This is a genomic window from Brevibacillus laterosporus, from assembly GCA_007833815.1.
Lineage (GTDB): Bacteria > Bacillota > Bacilli > Brevibacillales > Brevibacillaceae > Brevibacillus_B > Brevibacillus_B laterosporus_D.
The window spans coordinates 2,988,849-3,012,564 of record CP033464.1 but is presented as its reverse complement, the minus strand read 5'-3'; the positions used below and the strand labels follow the sequence as shown (position 1 = coordinate 3,012,564).

General features: G+C 49.3%; 28 protein-coding genes and 2 pseudogenes. 2 read left to right on the top strand and 28 right to left on the bottom strand.

Features of this window, described 5'->3' with window-relative positions; translation table 11 throughout:
• Positions 1-574: 574 nt before the first annotated feature.
• From EEL30_15770 to EEL30_15750, 5 genes are all read right to left on the bottom strand, one after another.
• Positions 575-1,084, bottom strand: a complete 510-nt coding sequence (locus tag EEL30_15770) for a hypothetical protein (protein QDX93626.1) — start codon at positions 1,082-1,084, stop codon at positions 575-577.
• Between the two features lie 20 nt (positions 1,085-1,104).
• Positions 1,105-1,320, bottom strand: coding sequence for a hypothetical protein (locus tag EEL30_15765; protein ID QDX93625.1), 216 nt, complete (start codon positions 1,318-1,320; stop codon positions 1,105-1,107).
• A gap of 246 nt (positions 1,321-1,566) precedes the next feature.
• On the bottom strand, positions 1,567-1,818 hold the full coding sequence (locus EEL30_15760; GenBank protein ID QDX93624.1) for a hypothetical protein: 252 nt from the start codon (positions 1,816-1,818) through the stop codon (positions 1,567-1,569).
• Positions 1,819-1,956: 138 nt separating this feature from the next.
• Positions 1,957-2,316: a hypothetical protein gene (locus EEL30_15755; GenBank protein ID QDX93623.1), complete on the bottom strand. Its 360-nt coding sequence runs from the start codon at positions 2,314-2,316 to the stop codon at positions 1,957-1,959.
• Positions 2,317-3,479: 1,163 nt separating this feature from the next.
• Entirely contained in the window at positions 3,480-4,208 is a 729-nt protein-coding gene (locus tag EEL30_15750; GenBank protein QDX93622.1) for a hypothetical protein, read from the bottom strand.
• A gap of 121 nt (positions 4,209-4,329) precedes the next feature.
• Here EEL30_15750 and EEL30_15745 point away from each other — a divergent pair, with 121 nt between their 5' ends.
• Positions 4,330-4,416, top strand: a complete 87-nt coding sequence (locus EEL30_15745) for a hypothetical protein (GenBank protein ID QDX93621.1) — start codon at positions 4,330-4,332, stop codon at positions 4,414-4,416.
• 36 nt (positions 4,417-4,452) lie between these two features.
• Here EEL30_15745 and EEL30_15740 read toward each other — a convergent pair whose 3' ends face one another.
• From EEL30_15740 to dcm, 4 genes are read right to left on the bottom strand one after another with little or no spacing between them, the layout of a single operon-like run.
• Positions 4,453-4,902: a hypothetical protein gene (locus EEL30_15740; protein ID QDX93620.1), complete on the bottom strand. Its 450-nt coding sequence runs from the start codon at positions 4,900-4,902 to the stop codon at positions 4,453-4,455.
• On the bottom strand, positions 4,902-5,270 hold the full coding sequence (locus EEL30_15735) for an RNA polymerase subunit sigma (protein ID QDX93619.1): 369 nt from the start codon (positions 5,268-5,270) through the stop codon (positions 4,902-4,904). The genes EEL30_15740 and EEL30_15735 overlap by 1 nt, the downstream gene beginning before the upstream one ends.
• Complete coding sequence (locus EEL30_15730) at positions 5,270-6,487, bottom strand: hypothetical protein (GenBank protein ID QDX93618.1); 1,218 nt, start codon at positions 6,485-6,487, stop codon at positions 5,270-5,272. Before EEL30_15730 ends, EEL30_15735 begins: the two co-directional genes overlap by 1 nt.
• Positions 6,487-7,926, bottom strand: a complete 1,440-nt coding sequence (dcm, locus tag EEL30_15725; protein ID QDX93617.1) for a DNA (cytosine-5-)-methyltransferase — start codon at positions 7,924-7,926, stop codon at positions 6,487-6,489. The genes EEL30_15730 and dcm overlap by 1 nt, the downstream gene beginning before the upstream one ends.
• A 56-nt stretch (positions 7,927-7,982) precedes the next feature.
• Here dcm and EEL30_15720 point away from each other — a divergent pair, with 56 nt between their 5' ends.
• A complete protein-coding gene (locus EEL30_15720) occupies positions 7,983-8,357 on the top strand; it encodes a hypothetical protein (GenBank protein ID QDX93616.1) in 375 nt (124 codons plus the stop codon).
• A gap of 273 nt (positions 8,358-8,630) precedes the next feature.
• Here EEL30_15720 and EEL30_15715 read toward each other — a convergent pair whose 3' ends face one another.
• From EEL30_15715 to EEL30_15625, 19 genes and pseudogenes are all read right to left on the bottom strand, one after another.
• Positions 8,631-9,188, bottom strand: a complete 558-nt coding sequence (locus EEL30_15715; GenBank protein QDX93615.1) for a hypothetical protein — start codon at positions 9,186-9,188, stop codon at positions 8,631-8,633.
• Positions 9,181-10,293, bottom strand: a complete 1,113-nt coding sequence (locus EEL30_15710) for a hypothetical protein (protein QDX93614.1) — start codon at positions 10,291-10,293, stop codon at positions 9,181-9,183. The genes EEL30_15715 and EEL30_15710 overlap by 8 nt, the downstream gene beginning before the upstream one ends.
• A 72-nt stretch (positions 10,294-10,365) precedes the next feature.
• Positions 10,366-11,166, bottom strand: a complete 801-nt coding sequence (gene thyX, locus EEL30_15705) for an FAD-dependent thymidylate synthase (GenBank protein QDX93613.1) — start codon at positions 11,164-11,166, stop codon at positions 10,366-10,368.
• Positions 11,166-11,714, bottom strand: coding sequence for a deoxyuridine 5'-triphosphate nucleotidohydrolase (locus EEL30_15700; GenBank protein ID QDX93612.1), 549 nt, complete (start codon positions 11,712-11,714; stop codon positions 11,166-11,168). The genes thyX and EEL30_15700 overlap by 1 nt, the downstream gene beginning before the upstream one ends.
• Complete coding sequence (locus tag EEL30_15695; protein QDX93611.1) at positions 11,714-11,950, bottom strand: hypothetical protein; 237 nt, start codon at positions 11,948-11,950, stop codon at positions 11,714-11,716. The genes EEL30_15700 and EEL30_15695 overlap by 1 nt, the downstream gene beginning before the upstream one ends.
• Positions 11,947-12,246, bottom strand: a complete 300-nt coding sequence (locus EEL30_15690) for a hypothetical protein (protein QDX93610.1) — start codon at positions 12,244-12,246, stop codon at positions 11,947-11,949. Before EEL30_15690 ends, EEL30_15695 begins: the two co-directional genes overlap by 4 nt.
• Before the next feature lie 114 nt (positions 12,247-12,360).
• Positions 12,361-13,380 (bottom strand): annotated as a pseudogene (locus tag EEL30_15685) (ribonucleoside-triphosphate reductase, adenosylcobalamin-dependent).
• 181 nt (positions 13,381-13,561) lie between these two features.
• Entirely contained in the window at positions 13,562-14,167 is a 606-nt protein-coding gene (locus EEL30_15680; protein QDX95786.1) for an HNH endonuclease, read from the bottom strand.
• Positions 14,168-14,397: 230 nt separating this feature from the next.
• Positions 14,398-15,642 (bottom strand): annotated as a pseudogene (locus EEL30_15675) (ribonucleoside-triphosphate reductase, adenosylcobalamin-dependent).
• A 518-nt stretch (positions 15,643-16,160) separates the two neighbouring features.
• Positions 16,161-16,793 carry a hypothetical protein gene (locus EEL30_15670; protein QDX93609.1) on the bottom strand — a complete coding sequence of 211 codons (633 nt, stop codon included), beginning with the start codon at positions 16,791-16,793 and terminating at the stop codon, positions 16,161-16,163.
• Positions 16,794-17,009 carry a hypothetical protein gene (locus EEL30_15665; GenBank protein ID QDX95785.1) on the bottom strand — a complete coding sequence of 72 codons (216 nt, stop codon included), beginning with the start codon at positions 17,007-17,009 and terminating at the stop codon, positions 16,794-16,796.
• A 71-nt stretch (positions 17,010-17,080) separates the two neighbouring features.
• Positions 17,081-17,317, bottom strand: a complete 237-nt coding sequence (locus EEL30_15660; GenBank protein QDX93608.1) for a hypothetical protein — start codon at positions 17,315-17,317, stop codon at positions 17,081-17,083.
• On the bottom strand, positions 17,317-17,841 hold the full coding sequence (locus EEL30_15655; GenBank protein ID QDX93607.1) for a hypothetical protein: 525 nt from the start codon (positions 17,839-17,841) through the stop codon (positions 17,317-17,319). The genes EEL30_15660 and EEL30_15655 overlap by 1 nt, the downstream gene beginning before the upstream one ends.
• 3 nt (positions 17,842-17,844) lie before the next feature.
• Positions 17,845-18,048 carry a hypothetical protein gene (locus tag EEL30_15650; protein QDX93606.1) on the bottom strand — a complete coding sequence of 68 codons (204 nt, stop codon included), beginning with the start codon at positions 18,046-18,048 and terminating at the stop codon, positions 17,845-17,847.
• On the bottom strand, positions 18,039-18,638 hold the full coding sequence (locus EEL30_15645; GenBank protein ID QDX93605.1) for a 3'-5' exonuclease: 600 nt from the start codon (positions 18,636-18,638) through the stop codon (positions 18,039-18,041). Before EEL30_15645 ends, EEL30_15650 begins: the two co-directional genes overlap by 10 nt.
• Positions 18,638-19,606 (bottom strand): hypothetical protein, encoded by a 969-nt coding sequence (locus EEL30_15640; protein QDX93604.1) that lies wholly within the window; start codon positions 19,604-19,606, stop codon positions 18,638-18,640. The genes EEL30_15645 and EEL30_15640 overlap by 1 nt, the downstream gene beginning before the upstream one ends.
• A gap of 17 nt (positions 19,607-19,623) precedes the next feature.
• Positions 19,624-20,178, bottom strand: coding sequence for a hypothetical protein (locus tag EEL30_15635; protein QDX93603.1), 555 nt, complete (start codon positions 20,176-20,178; stop codon positions 19,624-19,626).
• Positions 20,138-22,315 carry a DNA-directed DNA polymerase gene (locus tag EEL30_15630; protein QDX93602.1) on the bottom strand — a complete coding sequence of 726 codons (2,178 nt, stop codon included), beginning with the start codon at positions 22,313-22,315 and terminating at the stop codon, positions 20,138-20,140. The genes EEL30_15635 and EEL30_15630 overlap by 41 nt, the downstream gene beginning before the upstream one ends.
• Positions 22,316-22,333: 18 nt before the next feature.
• Positions 22,334-23,716, bottom strand: coding sequence for a hypothetical protein (locus EEL30_15625; GenBank protein ID QDX93601.1), 1,383 nt, complete (start codon positions 23,714-23,716; stop codon positions 22,334-22,336).

Below are 23,716 nucleotides of genomic sequence, written 5' to 3'. Positions count from 1 at the left end.
CGGCTAGATAGTCCTTTTGATTCGGTATGTATCGGTAACAATACGTAGCTTAATCCGTCCTGACGCTTCATTATATACGCGAAGGAAACGTGATCTTGACGTAGCGTAACGATTGTGCTTCCGTAGACATAGAAAAACGCGGAACCAACGAGTGGCGCCGCGTGCTTACTTCCGATTAATCTCTACGTCTCCAGTCACGGTATCTATCCGCGATAAATTCCAACGAAGCCCCAATGAGTAGTAATGGTACGTGGTACCAACGTAGTTCACTAAACGGATTGAAAACAACCGCCTCCTATCTCTTACTTCTTCGAATATGCTTTCAAATACCTACGCGATCAAATGTACTTACTATACCTAGATCGCGTTTATCTCTTCCCTTTGTCTCTATCTTTTATATAAAGTGACAGCGCGATAGAAGGAACGTAGTGACTGAACGAGGCGCTATCTTTCTTTCTCTTTTACTAATTGCTCTTTTACTACTTTCTCTTTTTACAGTGCGCCCAGTGCATACTATCGATAGTGTGTCCTGCGCATACTACCGGTAGTGTGTCCAGTGCATACTACGGCAACTTTACGCCGTCTTCCGTCTCCTTCTCGACTTGTACAACGTATAGTCCGGCAGGATAATTTCGCCGTCCTCATCGATAATGTACCCGTCATCTGTAATTCGCGGGCAGAACGAAGGAAAGTACCATTTGAACCGTTTCGTTCCCTCCCAGTGATCCACTGTCCGTATTATCCCGTTCGTAGCGAGTATGTCCGCAAGCAACTTAACACGCGCCCTATCGATCCTCAGCGTACCCATTATCGCCTCGTACGATAGGAAGCACGCCCCAAAACGGTCGCTTACCGTGCCATCTCCGCACTCATACCTACCGTCTATATACGCCTGTAGCAGGAAGTAAAACGCCACTATATCGCGTATCTCCGGTTTACGTTTTGCATCCGCATATACGACGTCATATGCCTCGTTAATAATCCGCGGGAACACTTTACGTACCAATTCACGGTTATAAATCTCGTAGCCATTCGGGTTATCCAGCAAAATTCGCTTATCATTCGGCTGTGGCTTAACGGTCATCTTCTCGCGCCCCTTATTCGTTAATTTAACGGCTTGTTACGTTCGTACTCTGCCAGACATCCGTCTAGCTTTTCGTCGCGTTTATACTGCCAGAATTTGCGGAGTGTTTTCTCGTGAAGGCCCGAGCAGATAAACCGTAGGCCTTTACGTTTCAAGAACTCGTACAGATTCGGGGAGTAACAATAAAAATACTCACGGGAATTATCCTCGTGAGCTTTCGTCAGTGATCCGTTCATTTACCGTCACCTTCCGTATGGGATTTATCGTGTCCAGTACCATCGCGCCAATCTCGTAATGAGTTCGGTATTCAAATAGATTCCGTAACCACTCGTGTATTTCGGGCGTGATATACTCCGCAAATTCTAACCGCCAATCGTCCGGTAGTTCGCGTAAATATTCCACTTTATATCCGCGATCCTCGATAAATAGTTCGGTCGTGCGGATGGCGGTCGCATTGTGTTCCGAGAGGCTACCGTAACTCATCATAACGGCAACACCGTAAGTTCCGATGGTCCCTCAATTCGAATGTCGCGTCCGGTTCCGTCTTCAATAACGACGAGGATACCGTCTCTGACCTCGTACGTCGCCGCGCGATCCCATGGTCTGACGTAAAGCTCCTCATCAAGCTCACGCATAACATTTCCGATCTCTTTCGCCACTCGGAAGTCGTCGCGGTTCAAATCGGTAAGTAAACGTAGGTAACCAAGTAAATCGTCAATTCTTCGTCTTTCCACCGTCATCGTCCCCAATCCGTTATATTTACGCTCCCATAAGGTAAATCTGCGGCCGAATGCGTGGACGTTACATGACGCCGTCCCTCGGCCGCATGTAGCGTACGTAAACTAAATAAAGCTCCCGACGGAAGGCACTCGTCAGAAGCTCTCGTTTAATTTACGTTTGAAATCGTCACTTTCGAATACAACGTGGACCTTACGTTCCTCAATCGCGAACACTCTAACCTCATCGTCTGTTTCCGATACCTTAATACGGAGGTCCTTTCCGTCTAATTCCCGCCACTGTGACTCGCGCACTTCTCGAACGTGGTTGGCGTACCCCCGCGCAGGAAGACGCACCTCACCGTGGTGGAGTACCGCGAGATAGCCGTCTGTCGGTACGTAACCGCCTAGCTGTTCTACCGCAGCTAATGCCCGTTCTGCTTCGCTTCTTAGTGCGTGTATATTAGAAATTGCTTCCGATGTGTCTACGTTGATTTTTATGGATACTTCCGCCATATCACGTCGCCTCCCTTAAAATAGAAAAAGCCGCCGTAATTGGCGACTAAATACCAAACATTTCTTTAATACCTAAGCCAATCAGAGTACTAAGAGCAATCTTAGTGGTTGCAGCTAGTAAATCAAGCTCCATATCTAGACACCTCCTCTCGTCCCATTACTTTCGACATAGGTGGCCTGTTCCTCGTCAATTCCGAATATTCTAGCGCTCGTAGCCCGAAAGGTCGGATTGCCAGCGCCAACCACGTCAAGTGTACACCCCGACATGAATCCGGCTCCCACGAGACTAAGCGTAGTAGCAACTCCGTACTACTCTGGTCCGCGTACATCGTGGTAAAAGTGGCTGCTTACCAGCCGATTCCACCGTCATTAAAACGTTGTTTTGTCCAATCAGATTCTGTCATATAGCGCACCCCTTCGGTGATATTAATAACCGGGATCGTCGACATAACCCGGATCGCCCGTATTGCAATTACGTTGCACTGCCCATTCTGGTTCGGTCATACTCTGTAGCCTCCTTCGATTAATAGCCGGGATTATCCGTCCAATCATAAATCATATCGCGGTCCCTCCTTGTCTAGTGACCCGGATCGTCAGTCCAACCGGGGTCCAAAATCCAATCTGGTTCTGTCATAGGAAAGCCTCCTTCGATTAATGGCCGGGGTCTGGGTCCCACTCAGGAGCCGTTTTCCAACGTGGGCCTGCGTCCCATTCCGGTTCTGTGCGGTGTTTCCACTCCGGGAAGCTTTCGAAACCGTTATGTGTTTTCATCTTATCCACCTCCTTGCCTACACCTTTCGACATGAAGATTTCAAAATCCTTCCAAATGCAAAAAGCCGCCGGATGTCCGACGACTAATCGCGTTTCTGATCGAGATAGCCAGAGCTACCACCAAGATTACCAATGTAATAGTTTCCAAGGCTCCGTTGGACAAGGGTGTGAAAGGACTTAATTAAATGAATTGTATATGATATAAATAAGCATGATAGACGAATATGCCACTACTACCATATTTACAACCAATAGTACTTTTCTTAACTTTTCAAATTTACCCTTAAAAAGAAACGGCTGGATTACTATGTTAAGAAATAAAAACAAAGGTAAAATCAAGAAAATCCACTTGTTTAAAAAAATACTTGTTATTATTTCACTCACTACTTTCCTCAATCCATAATATTATCAAATGCACGTGCTGCTTTTTTCTCAGCTAGAACCACATCCGCAGCGTTAACGGCTGCTGCCATACCAAAACCAGCGCCTGCAAAAAAAGCGATCAATCTATCAGCGCCCCACCCTGATTTAATGTCTTTTACACTTGCCATAAATGCCGAGCCTGAAACAGTTGTGTTCACCACTAACAGAGCCTCAGCTTTAATTAACTCATCAACTTTATCCTCAAAATCAAACAAATCGTCTTGATTAACCGATGTTTGTTTTACATAGGTTCCTTTTTTACCATTCCCGACATCCCAGTATCTATTGCTCCCACTCTTATCGATTACATAATAATAACCATAGTATTGTTCATGTGATTGCCGTACTATATTTTTCTCTGCAAATGCCGCAATTTTAGACTGTTTTTGTTTTTCTTTCTCTACTTGTTCGTCAGAATCTGCTATAGAGACCTGCGTTATGGTACCATCTTCATCGAACTCTATAGTATGATTCATTTTATCATACGTAGCCTCAATAATTCCATTTTCACTTTCTACTCTAACTATTCTTACGCTATCATTATCCTCTAAAATCTCAATCCTATATTTATTTCCTTGACTGTCTTCGAGATTCTCGGCTTCAACAATTTGATTAGATTCATTCATAGCAAAAGCAGGAATACTAGATGAAGCAATTAATGATAAAACAAGAGCACTAGATAAAATAACTTTTTTCATTTTTTCCTCCTTGGAAATATATACTAATTTTAATTTACAGAATTTAGTATAATAGTTATTGTTTTAAATATCAACAACATATTGGAACTACGAACGATTGTGCAACAATGAAACCGTACGGATGCCACTAGATAATCTTGCGAAAATATGCGAAGTGCTAGGCGTTGGGATTACGGATATACTCGAACTTTCGCACGAACGTCTCTAACGTGCATAGATACGAAATTGCCCAAAACGAACCCCCTTACGCAATAAAATAGCTCTTGACTTCGCCCGCCTTAGTGTCTTTTGCGTACTGTTCCCGCCTCGCCTTATTCCGTATCTTCGCGTTGTTATCCACGAATTGCATTTCGTAAGGGCTGCGTCTTCTACGCGAAGGCTTGCGATAGGAAATCCCATCCGTCCCCGTCTCCTCTACGATTTTAAGCGAAGTCTCACCACCCATGCCGGAACCACGTCGTTTGTGCTTACCGAGCGTTCGGCGGGCGTATTGTGTCGCAGACAGTATCGGATATTCTTGGTGTGCGATTTTATGCTCATCATCATCCGTAAGTTCTTCGTGTAGGATCGCGTCTGCTAGGCGTTCTAGTTCGCCGGAGTTTGGTCGATTGCCAGTCCGTAGGATTACACCGTCTATCCACTCGCTAATAGTTACTATACGATCCATACGATCCATTTTGGTTAACTCCATCATCATGCCGCCTCCTCACCGTAATTCCATGCCGTATAAACCTTCGCAATTCGTTCCAATCCATTTCTTACGCGCAATCCGGCTTTTTGAGGGCTAATGCCCATCAGTTGCCCGGCTTCCTTTACGTCCAAGTCCCGTTCATACACGTAATACAACACCTCTTTCTCGCGCGCTGTCAGCCCCGCCCGTCCGATCGCCTCCGCCAGATCAATCAGCACGTCACACGCCGCATAGTCGCCCCGTTCGAACCGGCTCGACCGTAAATGGTGGATGTCGCGTAGGATTGCGTGTACGCCGTCGCGGTCGTTTAATGCGTATCTTACGGAAAGATTTCGGTGTCCCTTTTCGATATCTACGGCACATGCGCCCATTACGCCGCCTCCCTTATCGTAGTTCCCTCGTAATACTCCGCCACAATCCGATCCATCCACTCGAAGTCCCACGTACTATTACCGTCTATCTCATCGCCCGCGCCGAGTGTCAGTTCATTCCACCGGTAAGGTCCGTCGGCATACGTTCGGGACCCGTCTCTGTATCCATCGCAGTAGCCGTTACCATGCGAGAAGAAAAACGCCTCGTTACCCTTGCCGATCCCGTGCCAACTCGGAATATGTGGATACAAGTTCTCGCGGACTAAGCCGTCATCCGTAAAGTCCACGAGCAGATCGTCCAGTTGTGCCGCCTCAGTCCGTCGCCCCTTCGTATCCCACCCGATGTCCGTCACCACCGCGAAATAGGACGGAGGCTGTCCGGCTAGGAACCGCGCATCGTATTGCGTGATAGCGCCGTCTCCCCCACGCTTAAAGCTCGATCTCCATCGTTTAGTCGCGGGTTCAAATAACGGAGTGTCAGGTGGCGCCTTCCGTAATATCAATATCTGCGTTTCTATCGTCGTCCCTACATGTTGGAACGTTTCGCCCGGCAGGTGGACCGTCGCAATTTGCCAGCACGTTTCGTACATTAGGCGGCGTATCTTTTTGGACACTTGCGAGAACGAAACGCCCATCGGCAGGACAAACGCAATGTAACCGCCGGGCTTCGCTGCCTTAATGGCGAGTTCAATGAACACGTTCTCGGACTTGCCGCGATACTTCCCTTTCGACTTGCTCATCGTCTGGAAATCGTCGCGCTCCGTTTCTAGCGTCAGCCCGTACGGCGGGTTACCGATGACTAGGTCGTAGTAGTCGCGTCGCTCATGCGTTAGTGCATCCGCATTTATAACGTTAACGTGCGGATAAATGAGCTTCGTCACCTTCGCGCTCGTTTCGTCCAATTCGAGCGCAGTAATTTCGCAATCTATCGGAATGTGTTCGAGAAAGACGCCGGAGCCGGCTGACGGTTCAAGTACGCGGGTGCCTGACGTAAATTCTCCAGACAACCCCGCAATCGCTTCGACCATGAACCGCGCCACATGTGCCGGCGTGAAGAAAGCCCCACCGGAGCAGGCATTCGGGAGTAAGCCGCCTGCCGACGTGTAATTGTCGCGCAGAAACTGAACGTCATCCTCCGTGATATCTTCGAGTGCTTTCGTAACTATCGCCATTGAACGTACATTTCCGTCCCACCGTTTGCGGTCGGCTTTTCCCATTACGCCGCCTCCTTTACCGTAGACTCTTCCGTCAAATACGGTAATAAACGCCTGCCTATCGCGCTTATTACGTTAACAGTTACGGCATTGCCCGCCATTTTGTAGAGTTGAGAGTCGCTGATTCCTGCGGATTTTAACGCGTGATAATAAGTGTCTGGGAATCCTTGTAAACGGAAGCATTCGAGTGGTGTTAGTTTGCGGATGCGGTAGCGCGGGTAGTTTCCGATAGCGACCCCGTGCTTGTCCTGTGCGGTTAGTGTGAACGCCGGCTCCCCTTCCTTTTTGAAACGGCGCCCGTTCTGCCTTTTTTCAACGCGATCAGGCGTTAGAACAGGGCGGACTTCCTCCGTTACATGCGTACGACGACCCTTCCCTAAATCTCCTAGTGACGTGCCTTTAGCGTAGTTAGCGTCCAGGCAGTAGCTGATTCCAGCCCCGTCCGTAAACTGTTGTGGGCGTTCAATTACGACTTTCGGTTCACGGTGCCCACCGCCCATTGTCGTGAGCGTTGGCGAAACCCCTTCCGCCGAGTAGACTCGGCGTATTGATTCATTGCCTTTCATGTCGAGGAGTCCGATCTGTACTAAATCCGGCTCGACTACTCTCGGTTCATTCCCGTGCATCTCACGCCTAATCGTAGGGGATACATTGAGTGGACGTAGTTCTTTCGTGGTCCGTCCTTGATCATCGATAAGAAATCTTTGGGTTACGCCTTCATGCGTACCGTTCAATTGAGCGATCAACTTCGCCGTCTTCTCTTCACTCAGATAATACTTCTCTTCAACATCATCTTCGAGAATGTCCCGAATGCATGTCGTAACCGTACCCTCATTAGGCCAATCGAAATTAAATATCCGGACACCTAACGCCTTTATCCGTTCTTTGGCACGCTCGACAACACCCCTATTCTTCGAGATTGCCCAGGACTCGTGCAACGCGTCTCTTACCGCAACAATAAAGATACGCTCTCTATTCTGCGGTACGCCGAAATATTTTGAATTGAGTACACGGAAGTCCACCGCATATCCCATCTCGTCTAACGTCTGGATAATCGTATCAAGCGTCCTGCCTTTATCGTGGCTGACGAGTCCCTTTACGTTTTCTAACAGCAACATCCTCGGCTTCTTCACGCGAGCAATCCGTGCAATCTCGAAGAATAGGGTGCCTCGCGTATCATCGAAACCGAGTTGCTTACCCGCTACTGAGAACGCCTGACACGGGAAGCCACCGACTAGTAAATCGTGATCCGGTACGGATTCGGCTGCGATCTGTGTAACGTCGCCAGCCGTAGACTCTCCATATAGCACCTCGTAAGCCTTGTTCGCGTATTTATCAATCTCGCTCGCAAAGACGCATCTACCACCGAGTGCGTTTAATGCCGTTTCAAAACCACCGATTCCAGAAAATAGCGAAACATACGTAAATCCCACTATCAACATCGCCCCTTTTCACGTATACTATCGTTAAACAAACGTTAATGATCGGAGTGATCACTATGTCTTTCGTCGCTCATAATTTTGCGGAATCCCTCGAAGCCTACATTTCGGTGGACAAATTCAACCGTCTGTACCTTTCGTCAGCTCTTCGCGTCAAGCTCGGCATTGTAGCCGGCACGCCGTTTAAATGTCACGTTGGCTACGACCCTGCCACCGGCAATATCGGAATCGCACGTCCGGGCGAAGTCTCCGTTGCTGATTCGGTACAGCCGGCTACATTCGACGGCAAGCGTTACTATGCGTCAGTAAGCTCGTTTATCCGCAAGAACAACGTCCCTATCGGCAAGTATCTTTACATCGAACGATCCAACAACTGGTACGCGTTCCGACATGAGAATCACGAAGCACCTGGACGTGGCCGTAAGAAATCGTAAGTAATCTCCGTTGAGGCGGCGTGACGGCCCTCCGCATATCCAGCGCGGTAGCCGTCTGCGTACGCCTCGCGAACATACGTGGGCCAGTCGGACAAGAACGGATCGTCTTTCGCAAGTTCCACTAAAACTCACCGTCCTCAACAACCGAAAACGACCACTCACGTGGAAACGTCTCGTTGAATAATAAGTCCTCGATACGGCCTGCGACATGTTCACCGTTTGTCAAATCGTCCTCATCGTAAATCACATAACCACTCAGTAAAACTTTTCGCATCAAACCGCCTCCTTACGTATAATCTCCCGCATCATAACGTCAATCTGTTCGTACAAGTCCAGTACACTCCCGTTGTTATCCAACTCATAGTCAACCGCAAAGGTATCGACATGCTGTTCGGTTTCATGGTCGAGGTCCGCGTCCGTAAACGTGTCACCAGCGTTTATCATTCGTTGACGGCGGATAGCCTCGGATGCATTTACTCGGATTATGACGAAGCCTTCGGAACGTAGACGGGCATATTCGCTCGGCTGGCGGAGATCACTGATTAATACATCGAAACTCGGTGAGTAGGTCAGTTGACGTATTTCGCGTAGAGTCCGGTTAACCCACACATCGGGGTCAAACGCCCGCATCGCCTGCCCCACGCCTTGCAATAGCGCACGGGGCTTTTTGCCGTTTGCAAATTGCTCGGGGAACAGTTCGAGACATACCCGTTTGATCCCGTCACCGAATGCAAACGGTACGAAGTCGTAATGTTCAACGAGATAACCCGCGACGGTATCTTTTCCACTCCGCATTTTGCCGCAGAGGGCGAGTTTAATCGAACTAGGCAACGGCGGGCACCTCCGTTTCTTGGTCGCGGGAGTCGTCGATTACGCTCACTTGGTCAGAGCCTAACCATCCGGGATCGTGCGTGTGGCTAAACGCCTTTCCGTAACCGAATTCATCAAGCTCAGGTTCCATTCTTGTTACGGTCATAGTAGAGCCTGTTATTGCTCCGGATTCCGTCACCAATACAACATCCCCGACGCGCGGTTCCGTAGGCTGTGGAGCCTTTAAATAATCTGAAGGCACATCGAGTCCCAATGCGCGGTGCAACGCAATAGCCTTGCCGATATGGGCGTTGAAGCAGTCGTCAGGCGAGCATTTGGCGATGCCGCGAGCGGATATCGTTAATGAACCACATTTGCGAATTAGCGCAACTACCGTACGTTTTTCACGGTTTACGACGAACTCAGCCCTGTGGTCGATTCGTGTTAACTCCTCCACGTCCGCCTTCGCCTGTTCTACGATCCCATCACGAATTTGTTGCGGTGACTTATTCGTTAGAACTTCCGTTATCTTACCCCGAGACTCCTTGTCGTTTGGCGCACCCTTGAATTTCGCCAACTCCGCCTGTACGCTATCCGCGATCGCTTTAAGGATTTCGGAAGGAGACGATGAGGCTACGGTAATATTTAGATTTAACGTGATGTTATTCGTGGGCAGTTCGTATGATCCTGTTATATTCTCGCGCAATGGCGTTAGTACTACGTACTCGCGATCGTAGATAATTAGATCATGTCCATTTACGTATACACAATCGAATTCCCCTAGTGTCCCTTTGACAGTTAGGACACTCCCGTTATTATATTCGCCTCCCGTCTGTTCCGCCGCGACGATTAATATACGTTCGCCCACCGTTGCCGCCCGTTTCTCCTCGCGATAACGTACGCCATCAACGTGAATAATGTCGGTGGGTTCGAGGACTACGTAAGAATCAACTGCCCACTTACCATCACCACAAACTTCCGCGTTTCCATGACCAGTAAAGTTCACGTTGAAACTTCCACCTACAAACTTACCAATATCACCCTTTCGATAATACGGGGCACATGCCCCGACGACTCTTACTAATTCCCCCACGTTCGCATTACGTTTAACCTCGGCGATACTCACGCTTAACTCCGTTATCATCCGTCAAAATAGTTACATTCGTCATATTACCGATCACCCTCCGATATTTTTATATTAGGCTGCGTCAAAGTATGGCGCTGTCCACGGCTCTGCTTTCGTGACCTCTCTTCGTAACTGCTCGGCTAGTTCCGCAATTTCCCACTGGCTACCGCGACCCTCTCGTCGTTTGCCGTAGAAGTCGAGCAAAGCCCGAAGATTCACGGTCATGACTAGATTGGTTGCGGCCGCGTTCGGGAGTACCATTCGGGCGTCTTCCGGCGGGACTCCGGCCCGACGTAGACGGTCATATATCGATTGAATATTACGCATAGACTCTTCGAACTCTTCTACCGCCGTAATGTTTCGCCAGATGGCGTCACCAGTCTCTTCGTTAATTCCGGTCATTCGAGTAGAATCCGTATCCTTTCCGTTGAGCGAAGGTGGTAATACATAATCAAATCCACCCGACTTATCGAAACTGCCCATCCGTACATAGCGCTGTGACTGAACGGAGTAACTAAAGCCGACCCGATGGCGTGTTAATTGCGCTAGGAGGGCGCGGCTTACGCCTTCGACCGCGAATGTGAACGTAAGGTGTTCTAAAGTAGACGTGTGGCCGGATCGTGTGATGTGGCGGAACAGTCGGTCGGCTTCCGTACCGCCTTCGTCGTCGGATGCGGTCTGGTTGAAGTATTTGTCGCCTTCGAGAGCAACGATTTCGGACGGCTTGTTGGCGGAATAACACGTTCTGATCGTGGTGAGGGCTACGGCTTGGCCGTCCGTAGGAACTCCACCCTCTAGCTCGACTTCCCACCAGAAATCGTCTGCAAGTGCGGTGTGAGCGATTAATTTTACGGACATTTGCGTTTCTGCCATTACGCTGACACCCCCGTACTTCCAAAACCACCAGCTCCGCGTTCTGTCTCGCTTAATTCGTCTACTACGATAAATTGCGCAAGCATCACCGGCAATATCAGTCCTTGGGCAACGCGGTCGCCTTTGCGGATTAGATAGTAAACGTCTACACCCGGATCGTAGTAGTTGCCGTCCACCTCCATTTCATCCCCGTCAGAACTAACGAGATAGTTTCCATTAACCAAACCGTAGGTGAAATCGTGAAATTCACTCTCTCCGCAAGTATTTTCGAACACCATCGCAACCTCGCCTCGGTAGTCACTGTCGATAATACCGATACCGTTCGGCTGTCGAAGCTTCGTGTTATATGCGATGCCCGACCGCATGCACACCATCATCACGTAGCCCGCCGGCATTTCAAACGCGAGTCCTAACGGAACCTTTTTCGTCTCGCCGGGTGAGATAGCTACGTCCTCAACCGCGACAAGATCGAAGCCGGCCGAGCCAGCCGTTGCGTATTGCGGAATTACTGCGTCCGGGTGTAGACGTTTGATTTTTACGGGAACCATTACTCCGCCTCCTTTATGAAATCCTCACAGTAGTAGCCAACTCCACAATCAAATCCATGTTTTTTGCACTTACCACTGGGACACGCTAAAGGTGATGTTTTAAAATACACGCACCGATCACAGTTCGGCAGGGAGCCGCAGTATAAATCGTCGTGCCATTTCAATTCGCTCACTCTAACACCGCCTCGTAACATCTCGATTAACTCGCGTTGTTCCTTCGTCGGACCGTAGCTCATCGTCGTATCTCCTTAACGACGAATACCTTGCCTCGTTGCTGAATAATCTCGTACTTGTCGGTGTCAAATCGGGACATGTCCGTTATGGTGACCTCATATCTCGGTGTTACGTAGTCTACCGTAGCATGGTACATCGCGAACCCGCAGAACGCCGACATTACTAAAAGTGCTAATCCCGCACTCTCGCCGTCTAGTATGCAGAAGACCGTCAGTACTAAACCCAGAATCGTTAGTAACCCAATGGCTATCACGCCAAACAATGCACCGCCGTTTGATACCGTACTTAAAATCTCCATTCGGACACCTCCGTTTTATTTAGTCCACCACTTCTGATAAAAAAGCTGAAAGCAAACCAAACATATACATAATTAATATTTCCAAACCAACCACATCAACTCACCCACCCTTCATCACCTGACAGGACAAACGCCAGACTCGCACGAATCCGCGCCCTCCAAATCGCTAGTCCCATCCGTTTCGTACTTCGCTAAGATCGCCGGATCAAACGGCTTCATCTTGGCACGTAGCTCCTCGTATTCCTCTTTCGTAATAGCCTCGTACGGCGCGAGCTGGTACGTACCACCGTCCAACGCCAAGAACGATACGCCTACGAAGTCGTCCCATCCGTCCCACACCGTTTGTTCAACCGTTGCCCATTCATCCGGCCTTACCGTGATCGTATTGGACGAGTTGTGGTCGGTGTATGAGCGCTGGAATCGGAAGTAGGTCTCGAATTGACGCGTTGCACTTACGTCGTCTTTCGTTTCTAACGCGCCAGAAGCTACGGGAAAGTCGACGACCAGTGTACGGGCGTTAGTGAGACGTTCTGCTTCGGTGTCGCCCGGTGTTCCTACCTCGGGATTAACCGTCCAGCCGAGTTCTTGCGCCACCTTTACGAGTGGATCGGACGCGTTGATACGAATGCGACGGATGTAGTACGGGCTGTGCGACCAATGTAGGCCGGACGATACGCCGCCTGCTACTTGTGAGATAGTGCCCTCCGGCTTGACCGTTGTGACGAGTAAAGGTGCGTTCACACGGAGTTCCTTCGCATAGGCTTCCGCCTCATCATTCGCCACTGTTCCGAGGAGTTCGAGTAAGTCGCGTTCCTGACGTTCGTTATAGTTAACGGCTGCCATCGCGTCTTTCCATCCGGTTAACGACGTGCCGAGGAGCCTGTCACGTTGCTGGATCGCGTCCCAGTGTGATAATTCGAGTGTTACGAGAGTCATGCGCAGGCCGGCACGTGCGGATTGTCTTTGTGCTTGTAGGAGTGCGGGAATGTCGAGGCTACCGTCGCGCACGAACTGCATGACGTTGACAGTCGTTAAGTTGCAGACCCCGTATGAATCCAGTAGTATTTCCGCGCAGGGATTAAGGCCCTCGGCGTTTGGCCGTCTTCGTCGCGCCTCTTCCAAGTTGATAAATCCCGACTTGTTCACGCAAGTTCGCTAGGCTTGCGCCGCTCTTTTGAGCTGCTTACGGTTTCCCGCAAGTCCAGACCATATCAAACGCTACATGAGCGCCTCCCCATTTCCACTGCCTACCGCTTGCAGCGTACTCCCTCAAAGGGATGGTCGTTGAGGTTTCAGGTGTCCGCCAGAAATTACTTTACCAAGAATAATCTCCACTAATTCTCAGCCATCGACGACGCTGCCGTATACCTTCTACTCTTGCTCGAGTGTACCTCGCGTTAGAATGTGTTATCTCACGTATCGACGCACCAGCTTGTAATTTCTTGCATATGTCTCTTACTGAATCTTCATCCAAAGTATCCCTTCTTACCCCAACCAGCCCCATTTCACGAGCGTGTCTGCTGTTTTCTGATCGCGTGACCCATTCTAGGTTAGTAGCATCATTATTCAGCTTGTTCCCGTCCACGTGGTTAACGAATGGTAATCCTTTTGGATTCGGAACGAACACTTCTGCGACCAGCCTATGAATGCGTGGTGATTTCTTTTTACCGGACTTGTCTTTAATCCTGCAATCATAGTAACCCTCGTGTACACGCGTAAAAATCAGCGTGTTACGTGTTCTCGATTTAATGCGGCCTTTGTTGCTGACTAAAAAGTCAGGGTAATCCGGATGTTCTAGCCAGTTCTCCCCGGAAATATCCTCGATTTTATATGACTTCTTGATGCCTAATCGACTAGCGACTGTACGTAGTGAGGATGCATTCTTGTAACCGAGTGTCTTAGCTAGCTCCTCCGTTGACATTTTGGAATAGTTTTCAATGAGAAACTGGTGTTTGTCTATATCCGCCACTCTTTTCGATAGGATTAGCGGACACCTGCTTACCTGCTGATTGCCCATTGTTGCATCCGCGCCGTTTTTGACCCATCACGCTCACCGTCACCAGTCACGTTGTGGGCGCGCGGCTTTAGGGTGTTCCAGCATTTAGAGGAGTTTCGACGGCATATCACTACGCCGAAGCCCAGTTATTATCTAGGTTCACCTTCGCCTTTCATAATCTCGAACACGAGGTTAAGCATTCCACGGCTAGGTTTCGTTTCGAACGCGATAGAGTTATTCGATAGTCTTCGATGGTCAAGTCCGAACCGACCGTCACCTGCTTTCGAAATAGCGTCGAACCACTCCGGCTTTCGTCCGATGGCTTCTAGCATTTCGCCTACCTTGCGATGATGCGCGAGTTGATCTTCCGTCCAGACACCGTTGATACCGTACTTAGCGAGAAGACACTCGTAGTCGTCCGCGTCGAAGAGGAATATTTCGGCTGTTCTACGGACGCCTCCGACCACTACGTTAGCTCCGATAAGATTGCCGATATCAAGAACATGAATCGGGCGGACGCGTTTGTAATCGGTGTCGTAGGCACTCACTCCCCATTCAGGGCTATCCGTTACTTCTACAACGGTCTCCAACGGAGCCAGTGTCGGGTCGATCTGATTCTTCAATACGCGGTCAATCCCCGCAAACATCTCCGCAAGGGGTTCGTGACCGGACGCAGTGCCTCCGAATCGTTTCAATCGTTCCCCTTTCGGCCGGACTGAGTTGTACGAAATTTTCACGGTGTGGACTGACTCGTATTGCGGTTCCGTTAGGATTTCGAAATACGCTCGGAGTGCTTCGACCCACCCCTCTTTACTGTCGCCTACGTAGATTTTCACGTAGCCGTTATCGAGTTCGGTCACTTTCGTTCGTTCTAATCGTCGGTCTACGGGAACAGGTTCGTAGGGCGCGTTGATTAGCGTTGTATTAGTGCGAATTGGTGACAGACCTGCCACGAACTCCTTCGTACACTTGAAACCGACGCCAGTACCGACCATTAGCAGATAGAACAGGTCGCCTAAGTCCGACCAACTTCGGACATTAAGGAAGCTGCAATTAAACTGGCCCAGACTGTATCTAGCCCCAGCCTCAGTCCCTCCGACCCATAACGTCCGCCCACTCAGGAATCGACGTAGATTAAACATGCCATTGAAAAACCCCTCGGCTTCCACCTGTAAGCTCACGTAAGGCACCGTATAGCCGATCTTTTCGTAATGCTTTACCGCAAGCCCGACGTTGTATTCCGTGGCACGTCGGCACGTCTCCTTCCACGTTTCACGGCGACCCATTTCGGGCAACCACCGTGAATATGTCCGGTAATATACGAATTTGCCAAGCTCGTTCATGTGTTCGGGAAAATCCGGGTATTTCCCGATAAACTCATCCGTTAGTAGTCGAGTCAATCCGCGTCATCTCCCTTTCGATATCGCTTATCGCGTTTAATATCGTTTGCCTTCGTAATATTAGCGTCAGACATCTTCGTTCACTGACGGACAAACTTTCGTTTACGTCCTCTAGCTCCTCGCGTAGGTAACGGAGTGATCGTACGATTGGCTGCTCGTCATACGTGTTCATCCGGTTAGTGCTCGCAACAACTGGAATAGTGCGAATAGTAAGACTGAGTGAATAAACGAAATGCCTACGCCTAGTAGAGCGAAAATGTAATACAAGACAGTGCCGCCAAGTAAAAACATGCATACACCCATCAGTAACCAAAAAATACAGACACCAATCTTGAACCAACTCATCTTACCGCCCCTTTATTATTGAAATAAGGTAATGCAGATATAAGCAGTTAATGGAATTGCAAGGAGAAATGATGCAAGTCGTTTCCCACCTGAATCACTACTCGTGGCGATGATTGCCGCAACAGCAAGGATATTCATAATAAGGGAGTACCAGCCAAGAATCTGCGTTAACATCAAACCGCCTCCTTTGGCTTTCTAATCGGAAGAATCAGCGCAAGAACTCCGTTGTCTGTGTCGAGTACGAACGGACTTACCGCACCTGTAAACTTAATCCCGACCGTTCTCGGTTTGAAGTCGCGTAACGCAACCAGAGCGTCAAGTACGTACTGCGCGTTGTAATGAAGCGTGACTTCCTCCGAAAAGCTGTCTACGCGAACGGTCGGCGTAAACTCGTATATACCGGTACCGCACGTAGTCATGAATGTGATTCCTGCGCCTGTGACCGTGATTAACGCATATGGCGTCTTCTTGCCACCAACCTTGACCGCGACCTCGTGTGCCGTGATTAGTTCCCCAAGTGCTTCACCGCCGACCGTATACTCAGCACGATATGTCTCCGGGATGATACGCGAAACATTGGGATATGTACCGTCAATTGGTGCGTTTGTTTTTGCGTCCAGTACAATTGGCTCACTGCATTCATGTGCGCTCTTCACCTGGAGAAACCGGTGCGAGTCCGACATGACCAACGCCCCGTCTGACGCGTGATATACGCCTGCGAGAATCGGGCGTACTGCCGACTTTCCTACGAACCTCTTCGCGTGTTTCATCGCGATTGCATGCCGTTCATATACCGTAAATACCAATTAAACCGCCTCCCACACTTTGACCATTTTTTCTACTTGATGTACTTCCGTGCATTCGACTTCATCCTCGTATTCCCACGGCGCTTCGTCTTGGCACTCTGTTGCTCCTTCACTGTAGCCAGTGGAGTAATACTTTCCATCGATCCACTTGAAGATAATATCGTGATGTATGGACCATCTCGATTGGTCGACAATCTGATCTAAAATCACTTCCACTCCGTCGTAACCTTTCCACGGAAGCCCGTATTCTCTTAACTCCTCTGTTCTAAAAGTAACTTTTGCCATCCTCACTCCACCTCCTCATCAACTTCAACTACCTCGAATGGCTCACCGTTCTTACCTGCCTCGTACGCTTGACGCATGAGGTCGGGAATGTTGTACACGAAGTTTAGGTCGCGTTCCAAAGTAGCGTCCTCCGGGCAATCGTATAATGGGCTAGCCCATATCGCCGGCTTTCCGTTTACCTCTATATCCAATCTAGCCGCGTCGTTACAGTCAGTACCGTGAATAAGTTTGATTTGCATTACTCCGCCCCCTCAACGTCTATCAATTTATTCGCGATAAGATACGACAGCACCACCGCACACGCATCGCTGTCATCGTAACCAGCCGCAAACTCATAATCTTCCGGCAATCCTAGTATCCTCCGTACACTCGCCGCGACCTCGACCTTCTCCGCCTTACCACTACCGGTTACCAGCCGTTTTACTGACGTCGGACTAATATCGTCAGTCACCGTATATCCATATCGAGCCAACCCTTGATCCACCGCCGCCCATGCGCCGAACACGCCTTGGCGGGCACGCTTCGACCGGCCATCCGTAAAGTCTTCTCGGATAATCGCGGTAAATGGTCCGTAATCATGTGCGATCGCTACCGTTTTGGCTTCGATGTATGCGAATCGCTGTCCGTCCGTATGAGTCGTAGCCGTTACGAGGGATGACGCGTGTACTAACGTTGGTACTCGGCTTATTACGTCTATCACCGCGAATCCGGGGCTCATCGAGATATCTAAGCCTAGGTACCGTTCTTTTTTACGAGTTGCCATCCGTCACCTCCGTAAGCCCGTCGCGGTCTCCAAGTGGCGCGCGTATTCGAGCAGGTTATCGTAAATCACATCGCCGTCCTCCGTATGTAACTCGGAGGCTAAACGGCGGAGGTCGCCGGACACGACCGCCATTACCGTTTTAAGCGAGTCCACTTCACGCTCAAGTTCGTCGTAGCGTTCGATCATTTCGTAGGGGACTAACGGCACCAGGCGGACACCTCCACAATTTTCGCCCCATAAGGCACGTATTTTAACGGCCGATCCGGAGCATTTACGACCACATTCCGGTAGTCAATTCCTCGGTAATCTGCGATAGGTTTAAGCTTGCGGAAGACCTCGATTGTGGCGAGTACATCGTTCATCGCGCGATGATGTCCGTTTAACTCAATGCCATGTCGGGCACATACGTCTTTTAACGAAGGGGATTCCGTGGGCGCTACGAGTCTGGCGAGTGATCGGGTGCAGACGAACTTTTCAAGGAACATAGCGCGTCCAGTAACAAACGATAGATCGAATGAGGCGTTATGAGCAACGACAGTAGTATCAGTGAAAAATTTAGCTAACGCACCGACCGCAAGGAAACTGTAGGTACCTCCGTGCAATTCTCTCTCTGTGATACCCGTCAGCTCCGTGATAAAGTTTGGTAATTCGCGCCCCTCATCGAGTTGCACAAACGTCTGGAACCGTCCATACTCCCGTTCTAAATCCGTTTTTACCGCGGCTATCTCGATAATCTGGTCAGTTTCGTGATCGAGACCCGTCGTTTCCAAATCAATGAACGTGTAAATTTCACCCATTAAGCCGCCTCCTTCTCGCGAATCGACGTAATCTGCTCGAACGCGCCGATATACGATTTCTTCTTCCACTCCGGCATTCGCGATCTACGCACCATCGCCACTTGTCGTTCCAGTTCCCCGTATTCTTCGGCGCTTAACGACAGAGCGCACGCCGTCTTGAAGTTGTTAAACGTCCATTTTTCGAGGTCGAGCTTCGGCGGTCGACCGTCTTCCGCACGCGCCACAATGTCCGCTAAATCATTGCGTAGTCCAAGTCGGTCGTGGTCCGTCATTGTTACGTGGAATGGACGTAAATCCGGCTTGCCTTCGTATTCTTCCTCCGTTAGATTCCAACTAGCTTTCGACGCGTTGACATACACGATAATGTAATCGTCTAACGGCGCATCAGGAGTCCCGTACATTTCCGTATAGCCGACGCACTGGGCAACGTGCTTGGCTTTCGGCTCGGTCATCGAATGCGGGCTCGTCTTGGCTGCGGTCGTCTGCTTCGACTTGACTTCGAGTCCTACGCGGCGCCCGTCTTTGTATCGGAGGATACCGTCAGGCTTACCGTAGAGAGCGTAACGCTGACCTCCGTGATCGATAACGTGGAGTTTCTGCGCGAAGTCCTCCCACATCGGCAGACCGCCCGGCGTACGCTCGACTGTAAACGGTGGTGCCTCGCCGAAAATACGCTCGTAATGCTTCTCGATGAATAGTAGATCGCGTTGGATTACGTCGCCAATTGCGGTACCAATTCGGGTCCACCTGCCTTGGTGTGGTGGTCGCGGTTGAATATCCTTCTTAGCACCGCGTAACTTTTCGTATATTTCGCGTTTATCAGCGTTAGCACTAGACGGTGAGAAATACGGCTGTGCTCGGAAGTTGAGGAACGGTCGAGTCCGGAGGGCTTGCGCTTTCTGTTCGGAGATTAACGCGTCCAATTCGTTGTCCCAAACCTCGGGGGAAGAATGCCATCGGTCAAGCATCGTTTTGAAATCATCGGCTAGTTGTGAGATAGAGCATCGTCCTCCTTAGGAATATCGTTTAATTGTGCACAATCCCCGAATAATTCTGATGCTTTTGTGTTGTAAGCAACAGCCGCATCGACCGGTGATTCGTAGATACCTAGATATATCTTCTTTCCTAAAAACATCACACTACTTTCCCACTTTCCAGCAGCTTTTGACCATGAAACACCTCTAAATCCCGATTTATTATTCCTATTAAGTTGCTGTCTGTTGGCCTGATTCTTGGTCTGGTCTACAATCCTTAAATTTGACCTCCTGTTATCTAACTTGTTACCATTTATGTGATCAACGACTTTACCTACTGGCGCCCCCACTATCTTACGATGCATAAGTACAAATGACCTGGCTATCGTATCTCGGTGGTGAATTGACCTTCCTGCATATCCGCTACTTACATAGTGCCATTTGTACCTAGATAGCAACTCGTAATCTAGGTCATCGACAATCGCGACTTCCCCTTTCGTCAAAGGAATCTCTCGCGCCAAATAATCACTCTCCCTCTTCGTTTTCCTCAAACCATTCGTGTTCATCTACTTTTTTCATCCATCGTTCCGGGTTAATTTCCACGTCACAACGGACTGGACAGCGCAATTTTACAGTGTTCTCCATTGTTGTTCTGATGTGATCTAACGCGTCTTGTGTTATATCTCTAGGACAATCGAAAAGTAGTTCGTCGTGCACTTGTAGTAGGATAAAGGTGTCATAATGTTTGAGAACTGGCACTAGATCAACAATCGCTTTCTTAAGAATCGAACCCGCGCTCTCTTGAATCGGGAAGTTACCAGCCTGTCGTTGCGCCCCGTAGACACGAAAACGTTCTTTCGATTTAATATCGTCATGAAGTCGGCGTTTTCTTCCAAAAATCCCGGTTACAAATCCGTCTTTCATAACCTTCCGATGCTGTTCGTCCATATATCGTTTAATGCCGGGATATCCGCGAAAGTAATCGTTGATGATCGCTTGCGCTTCGGCTTTCGTTACTTCGAGTGTATCCGCAAGCTTACCGGCGCCCATTCCATAAACGATCCCGAAGTTAACAATTTTCGCCTGTTTCCGAAGTTTCTGGCACTCGTGACCCTCCGTATCTTTGTAATGCTCGATGTCACTATAAGTGTATCGTCCTTTACTGATGAGTGCCGCCGTGGTCGAGTGAATATCGCGTCCTATCTCGAACGCCTCGATAAGTACCGGTTCTTCCGCCATATGCGCCAACACGCGTAATTCAATTTGCGAGTAATCGACTGAAACAAGAATCCGATCACTGTTAGTTGAGAGGAACAGATGACGTATTTCTGGTCGCTTGGCTGGAATTTGCTGTGTGTTCGGGTTGGCACACGTAAATCGACCGGTTGCGGCGCCCCAAGTGTTATGCCACGGATGAATCTTCCCATCGGCTTTTACACTATGCGGCAGTTTTGACGTGAACGCCTGGCGCAATTTTCCCACCGCGCGATAATCGAGAATCAAAGGGATAACCGGATGGTTCTTTTTAATGCGCTTTAGGGTACGCACCCCCGTAGACCCTTTATCGTTGTCAGGCAATTGCAGGTCTCCGTATAATTTTTTCGATAACTGGACCGGCGAGTTTAGGTTGATTTTCTCGCGCAGATATTCGTGTATCTCCGCCTCCAACTGCAACTCCTCTCGCTTAAACTTTGCGTCCAATTCCCGCGCCATCTCCACGTCAAATCGGATTCCACATAAATCAGACCGGATAAATTGTCGGCACACAGGCATTTCGATATCAAATACCAACCGCTCAATGCGTTTGAGATCGTCACGCTTCGAGTACCATGCGCGAATCCATTCGTAAAGTTTTAGCGTTTTCTCCGTGTCGCCTGCCGCATATACCAATGCGACATCTAACGGGATTTGGTTGAACGGTGTTTTACCGAAAAGTTGGTCGAAGTTGTCGCCCGGCAGTTTTAGCCAATCCGCGCACAAATCCTTCAAACGGTGATTACGGTTTTCGTCGAGTGCCATCGCCATTATCCGTGTATCTGCATAAAGAGCGTCTATCAAATCAAGCCCGTATTTGACATAGAACCACTTGCAATCGAAGGGCGCGTTGTGCATGACGATTCTGGCCTTCGGAAGTACTTCACGCATTTTATCGATTACGTATTCGTCGTACATCGCCTCTTCCTCGTGATTTAACGGGACATAGAAGCTCTCGTATCGAGTTGAAACGCTGAATCCCGCCATGTTACCGCGCCAAGGATCGAGAGCCGCGTCATTTTCACCGAACGTTTCACAGTCAACCGCAATGATATCCGCAGATTCAATCGTTCGAATCATATATTCTAACGAGGCGACGTTGTTTATTAGGTGGTAGTTAGACGGAGTGTTTCGTACCATCTCCGCCAATTTTTCACCGCGTTGACGCTCGTTTAAATCTACCCATATCCGGAGAGCTTCCGCCTTACTAAACCGTTTGGAAGAGTCGGTCGGACGTCTGCCTATTACGCCCGACTCCATCGCTTTTTTAACTTCTAGTAAACGTCCTTGGTCCGATGCGCTGTTACTCATTGCAAGTATACGATCCCACGCCTGCTCGATAGTCTCGGTTGCAGCAGACTTACGTTTGACCGCGTCGTCCACTCGTTTTTTAGCGTCAGGATCGACCGCAGTAGGCGAACGTAAATTCAACGTTAGTTTAACGGTCAGGGCGACCGCCCCCTTTCGTTAGGATGCTTTTAATTTTACGGTGGACTCGACTGGTGCGACCATCTCGATCCAGTCAGTTTCTCCGACATAACCTTCACCAAATCCAATAGAGGTACCGCGTACATAATCGAGAACTGTTATGTCACCTTGACGTAGGTGTCCTCCGGTATTTCTATTCAAACGAACAATGTCACCCGCCTTGAACTCGCCAACCTTACGTCCGATTCCGGCCCATTTCACTTCTTCGTCAGATACACGCGTTAGGTCTGACGCTTGGAACCACGGTCTGCGTAGTACTTTTCCGTCTACCGTCTCGCAACGGAACGGAAGTTTGGACCGGTCATCTCGCACAATTTTAACGAAATCCCCGTTGTTGGCTGAGTGATCCGAACCATTCGCAACGACTTTCGCGTACTCGCCTACGAGAAGACGCGTTTCTTCTTCCGTCGCTATCGTTAATTCGTCAATGTGCGCTTTCCAATCGCTTTGGTTTGGAAAGTCTACACGAACACTACTACCGTCTACTGTACGTACCTTGCCTATATCACCATTACTAGCGTCGCCCCAACCGTGCTTCGGATACTTCCCGACCTCTATGACTAATCTGACGGTAACGCCCGGCTTGATCTTATTTCGGTCAAGCTGACACCGTGCTTCCGCAACTTCTTCGTCGGTGGCGCGGACTAGCTCATGCACTCGGAACCAACCTGTGAAATCCCCGTTTAACTTCTTGGTACGGAATGGCATGTAGGTTTCATCATCTTCGATAACCTCCACTATCCGTCCAACTGGAACGCACCATTCCCCGGGCACTACCACTTTCGCATAATCCCCGACTTTCAACCGATTAGCCTCCACCAATTCCTTCTTCTTCGCTTCAAGTTCGGCAACTCGCGCTTGTGCAACGGATAGCTCCTCGTCGATGGTGACGGGTTCTAGTACGGTGTAGCTTCCGGACACTACGTGATATTCATCATCTATGTCATCAATAAAGCGAGGATCACCGTCTCTATCTAATCTGATGATCTCGTAAATTTTACCCGCGGTATAATCCATGGCTGATTCATTCGGAACTACAAACTTATCTCCCGGCTTCGCATCTCGCACAACCTTCCGATAAGTTACGCCCTCATGCGTCACAAGATCGTTCAGAACACTGCCGATTTTTTCTAGTAACTCGTAGGCACCACTATACGCAGTATCGAATTCGTCACCGTCCTCATCAATGATTTGAGGATCGTCGCAAGAATCAACTCTCACTACCTCATACGGTTTACCTTCTTCAATATAGGACCTTAGCGATACATCATAGAGCACGTAATCGCCTACCTGCGCCTCACGATCCGTTACCACACGATACTGAACGCCATTTACCGTTTTAAAGTTTAGTTGTTTTCCCAT

Coding starts and splice junctions, on each gene's coding strand:
- EEL30_15770 (QDX93626.1), bottom strand. CDS start 1,084: ATGACCGTTAAGCCACAGCCGAATGATAAGCGAATTTTGCTGGATAAC.
- EEL30_15765 (QDX93625.1), bottom strand. CDS start 1,320: ATGAACGGATCACTGACGAAAGCTCACGAGGATAATTCCCGTGAGTAT.
- EEL30_15755 (QDX93623.1), bottom strand. CDS start 2,316: ATGGCGGAAGTATCCATAAAAATCAACGTAGACACATCGGAAGCAATT.
- EEL30_15750 (QDX93622.1), bottom strand. CDS start 4,208: ATGAAAAAAGTTATTTTATCTAGTGCTCTTGTTTTATCATTAATTGCT.
- EEL30_15745 (QDX93621.1), top strand. CDS start 4,330: ATGCCACTAGATAATCTTGCGAAAATATGCGAAGTGCTAGGCGTTGGG.
- EEL30_15740 (QDX93620.1), bottom strand. CDS start 4,902: ATGATGGAGTTAACCAAAATGGATCGTATGGATCGTATAGTAACTATT.
- EEL30_15735 (QDX93619.1), bottom strand. CDS start 5,270: ATGGGCGCATGTGCCGTAGATATCGAAAAGGGACACCGAAATCTTTCC.
- EEL30_15730 (QDX93618.1), bottom strand. CDS start 6,487: ATGGGAAAAGCCGACCGCAAACGGTGGGACGGAAATGTACGTTCAATG.
- dcm (QDX93617.1), bottom strand. CDS start 7,926: ATGTTGATAGTGGGATTTACGTATGTTTCGCTATTTTCTGGAATCGGT.
- EEL30_15720 (QDX93616.1), top strand. CDS start 7,983: ATGTCTTTCGTCGCTCATAATTTTGCGGAATCCCTCGAAGCCTACATT.
- thyX (QDX93613.1), bottom strand. CDS start 11,166: ATGGCAGAAACGCAAATGTCCGTAAAATTAATCGCTCACACCGCACTT.
- EEL30_15700 (QDX93612.1), bottom strand. CDS start 11,714: ATGGTTCCCGTAAAAATCAAACGTCTACACCCGGACGCAGTAATTCCG.
- EEL30_15695 (QDX93611.1), bottom strand. CDS start 11,950: ATGAGCTACGGTCCGACGAAGGAACAACGCGAGTTAATCGAGATGTTA.
- EEL30_15690 (QDX93610.1), bottom strand. CDS start 12,246: ATGGAGATTTTAAGTACGGTATCAAACGGCGGTGCATTGTTTGGCGTG.
- EEL30_15680 (QDX95786.1), bottom strand. CDS start 14,167: ATGTCAACGGAGGAGCTAGCTAAGACACTCGGTTACAAGAATGCATCC.
- EEL30_15660 (QDX93608.1), bottom strand. CDS start 17,317: ATGCAAATCAAACTTATTCACGGTACTGACTGTAACGACGCGGCTAGA.
- EEL30_15655 (QDX93607.1), bottom strand. CDS start 17,841: ATGGCAACTCGTAAAAAAGAACGGTACCTAGGCTTAGATATCTCGATG.
- EEL30_15645 (QDX93605.1), bottom strand. CDS start 18,638: ATGGGTGAAATTTACACGTTCATTGATTTGGAAACGACGGGTCTCGAT.
- EEL30_15640 (QDX93604.1), bottom strand. CDS start 19,606: ATGCTTGACCGATGGCATTCTTCCCCCGAGGTTTGGGACAACGAATTG.
- EEL30_15635 (QDX93603.1), bottom strand. CDS start 20,178: ATGAACACGAATGGTTTGAGGAAAACGAAGAGGGAGAGTGATTATTTG.
- EEL30_15625 (QDX93601.1), bottom strand. CDS start 23,716: ATGGGAAAACAACTAAACTTTAAAACGGTAAATGGCGTTCAGTATCGT.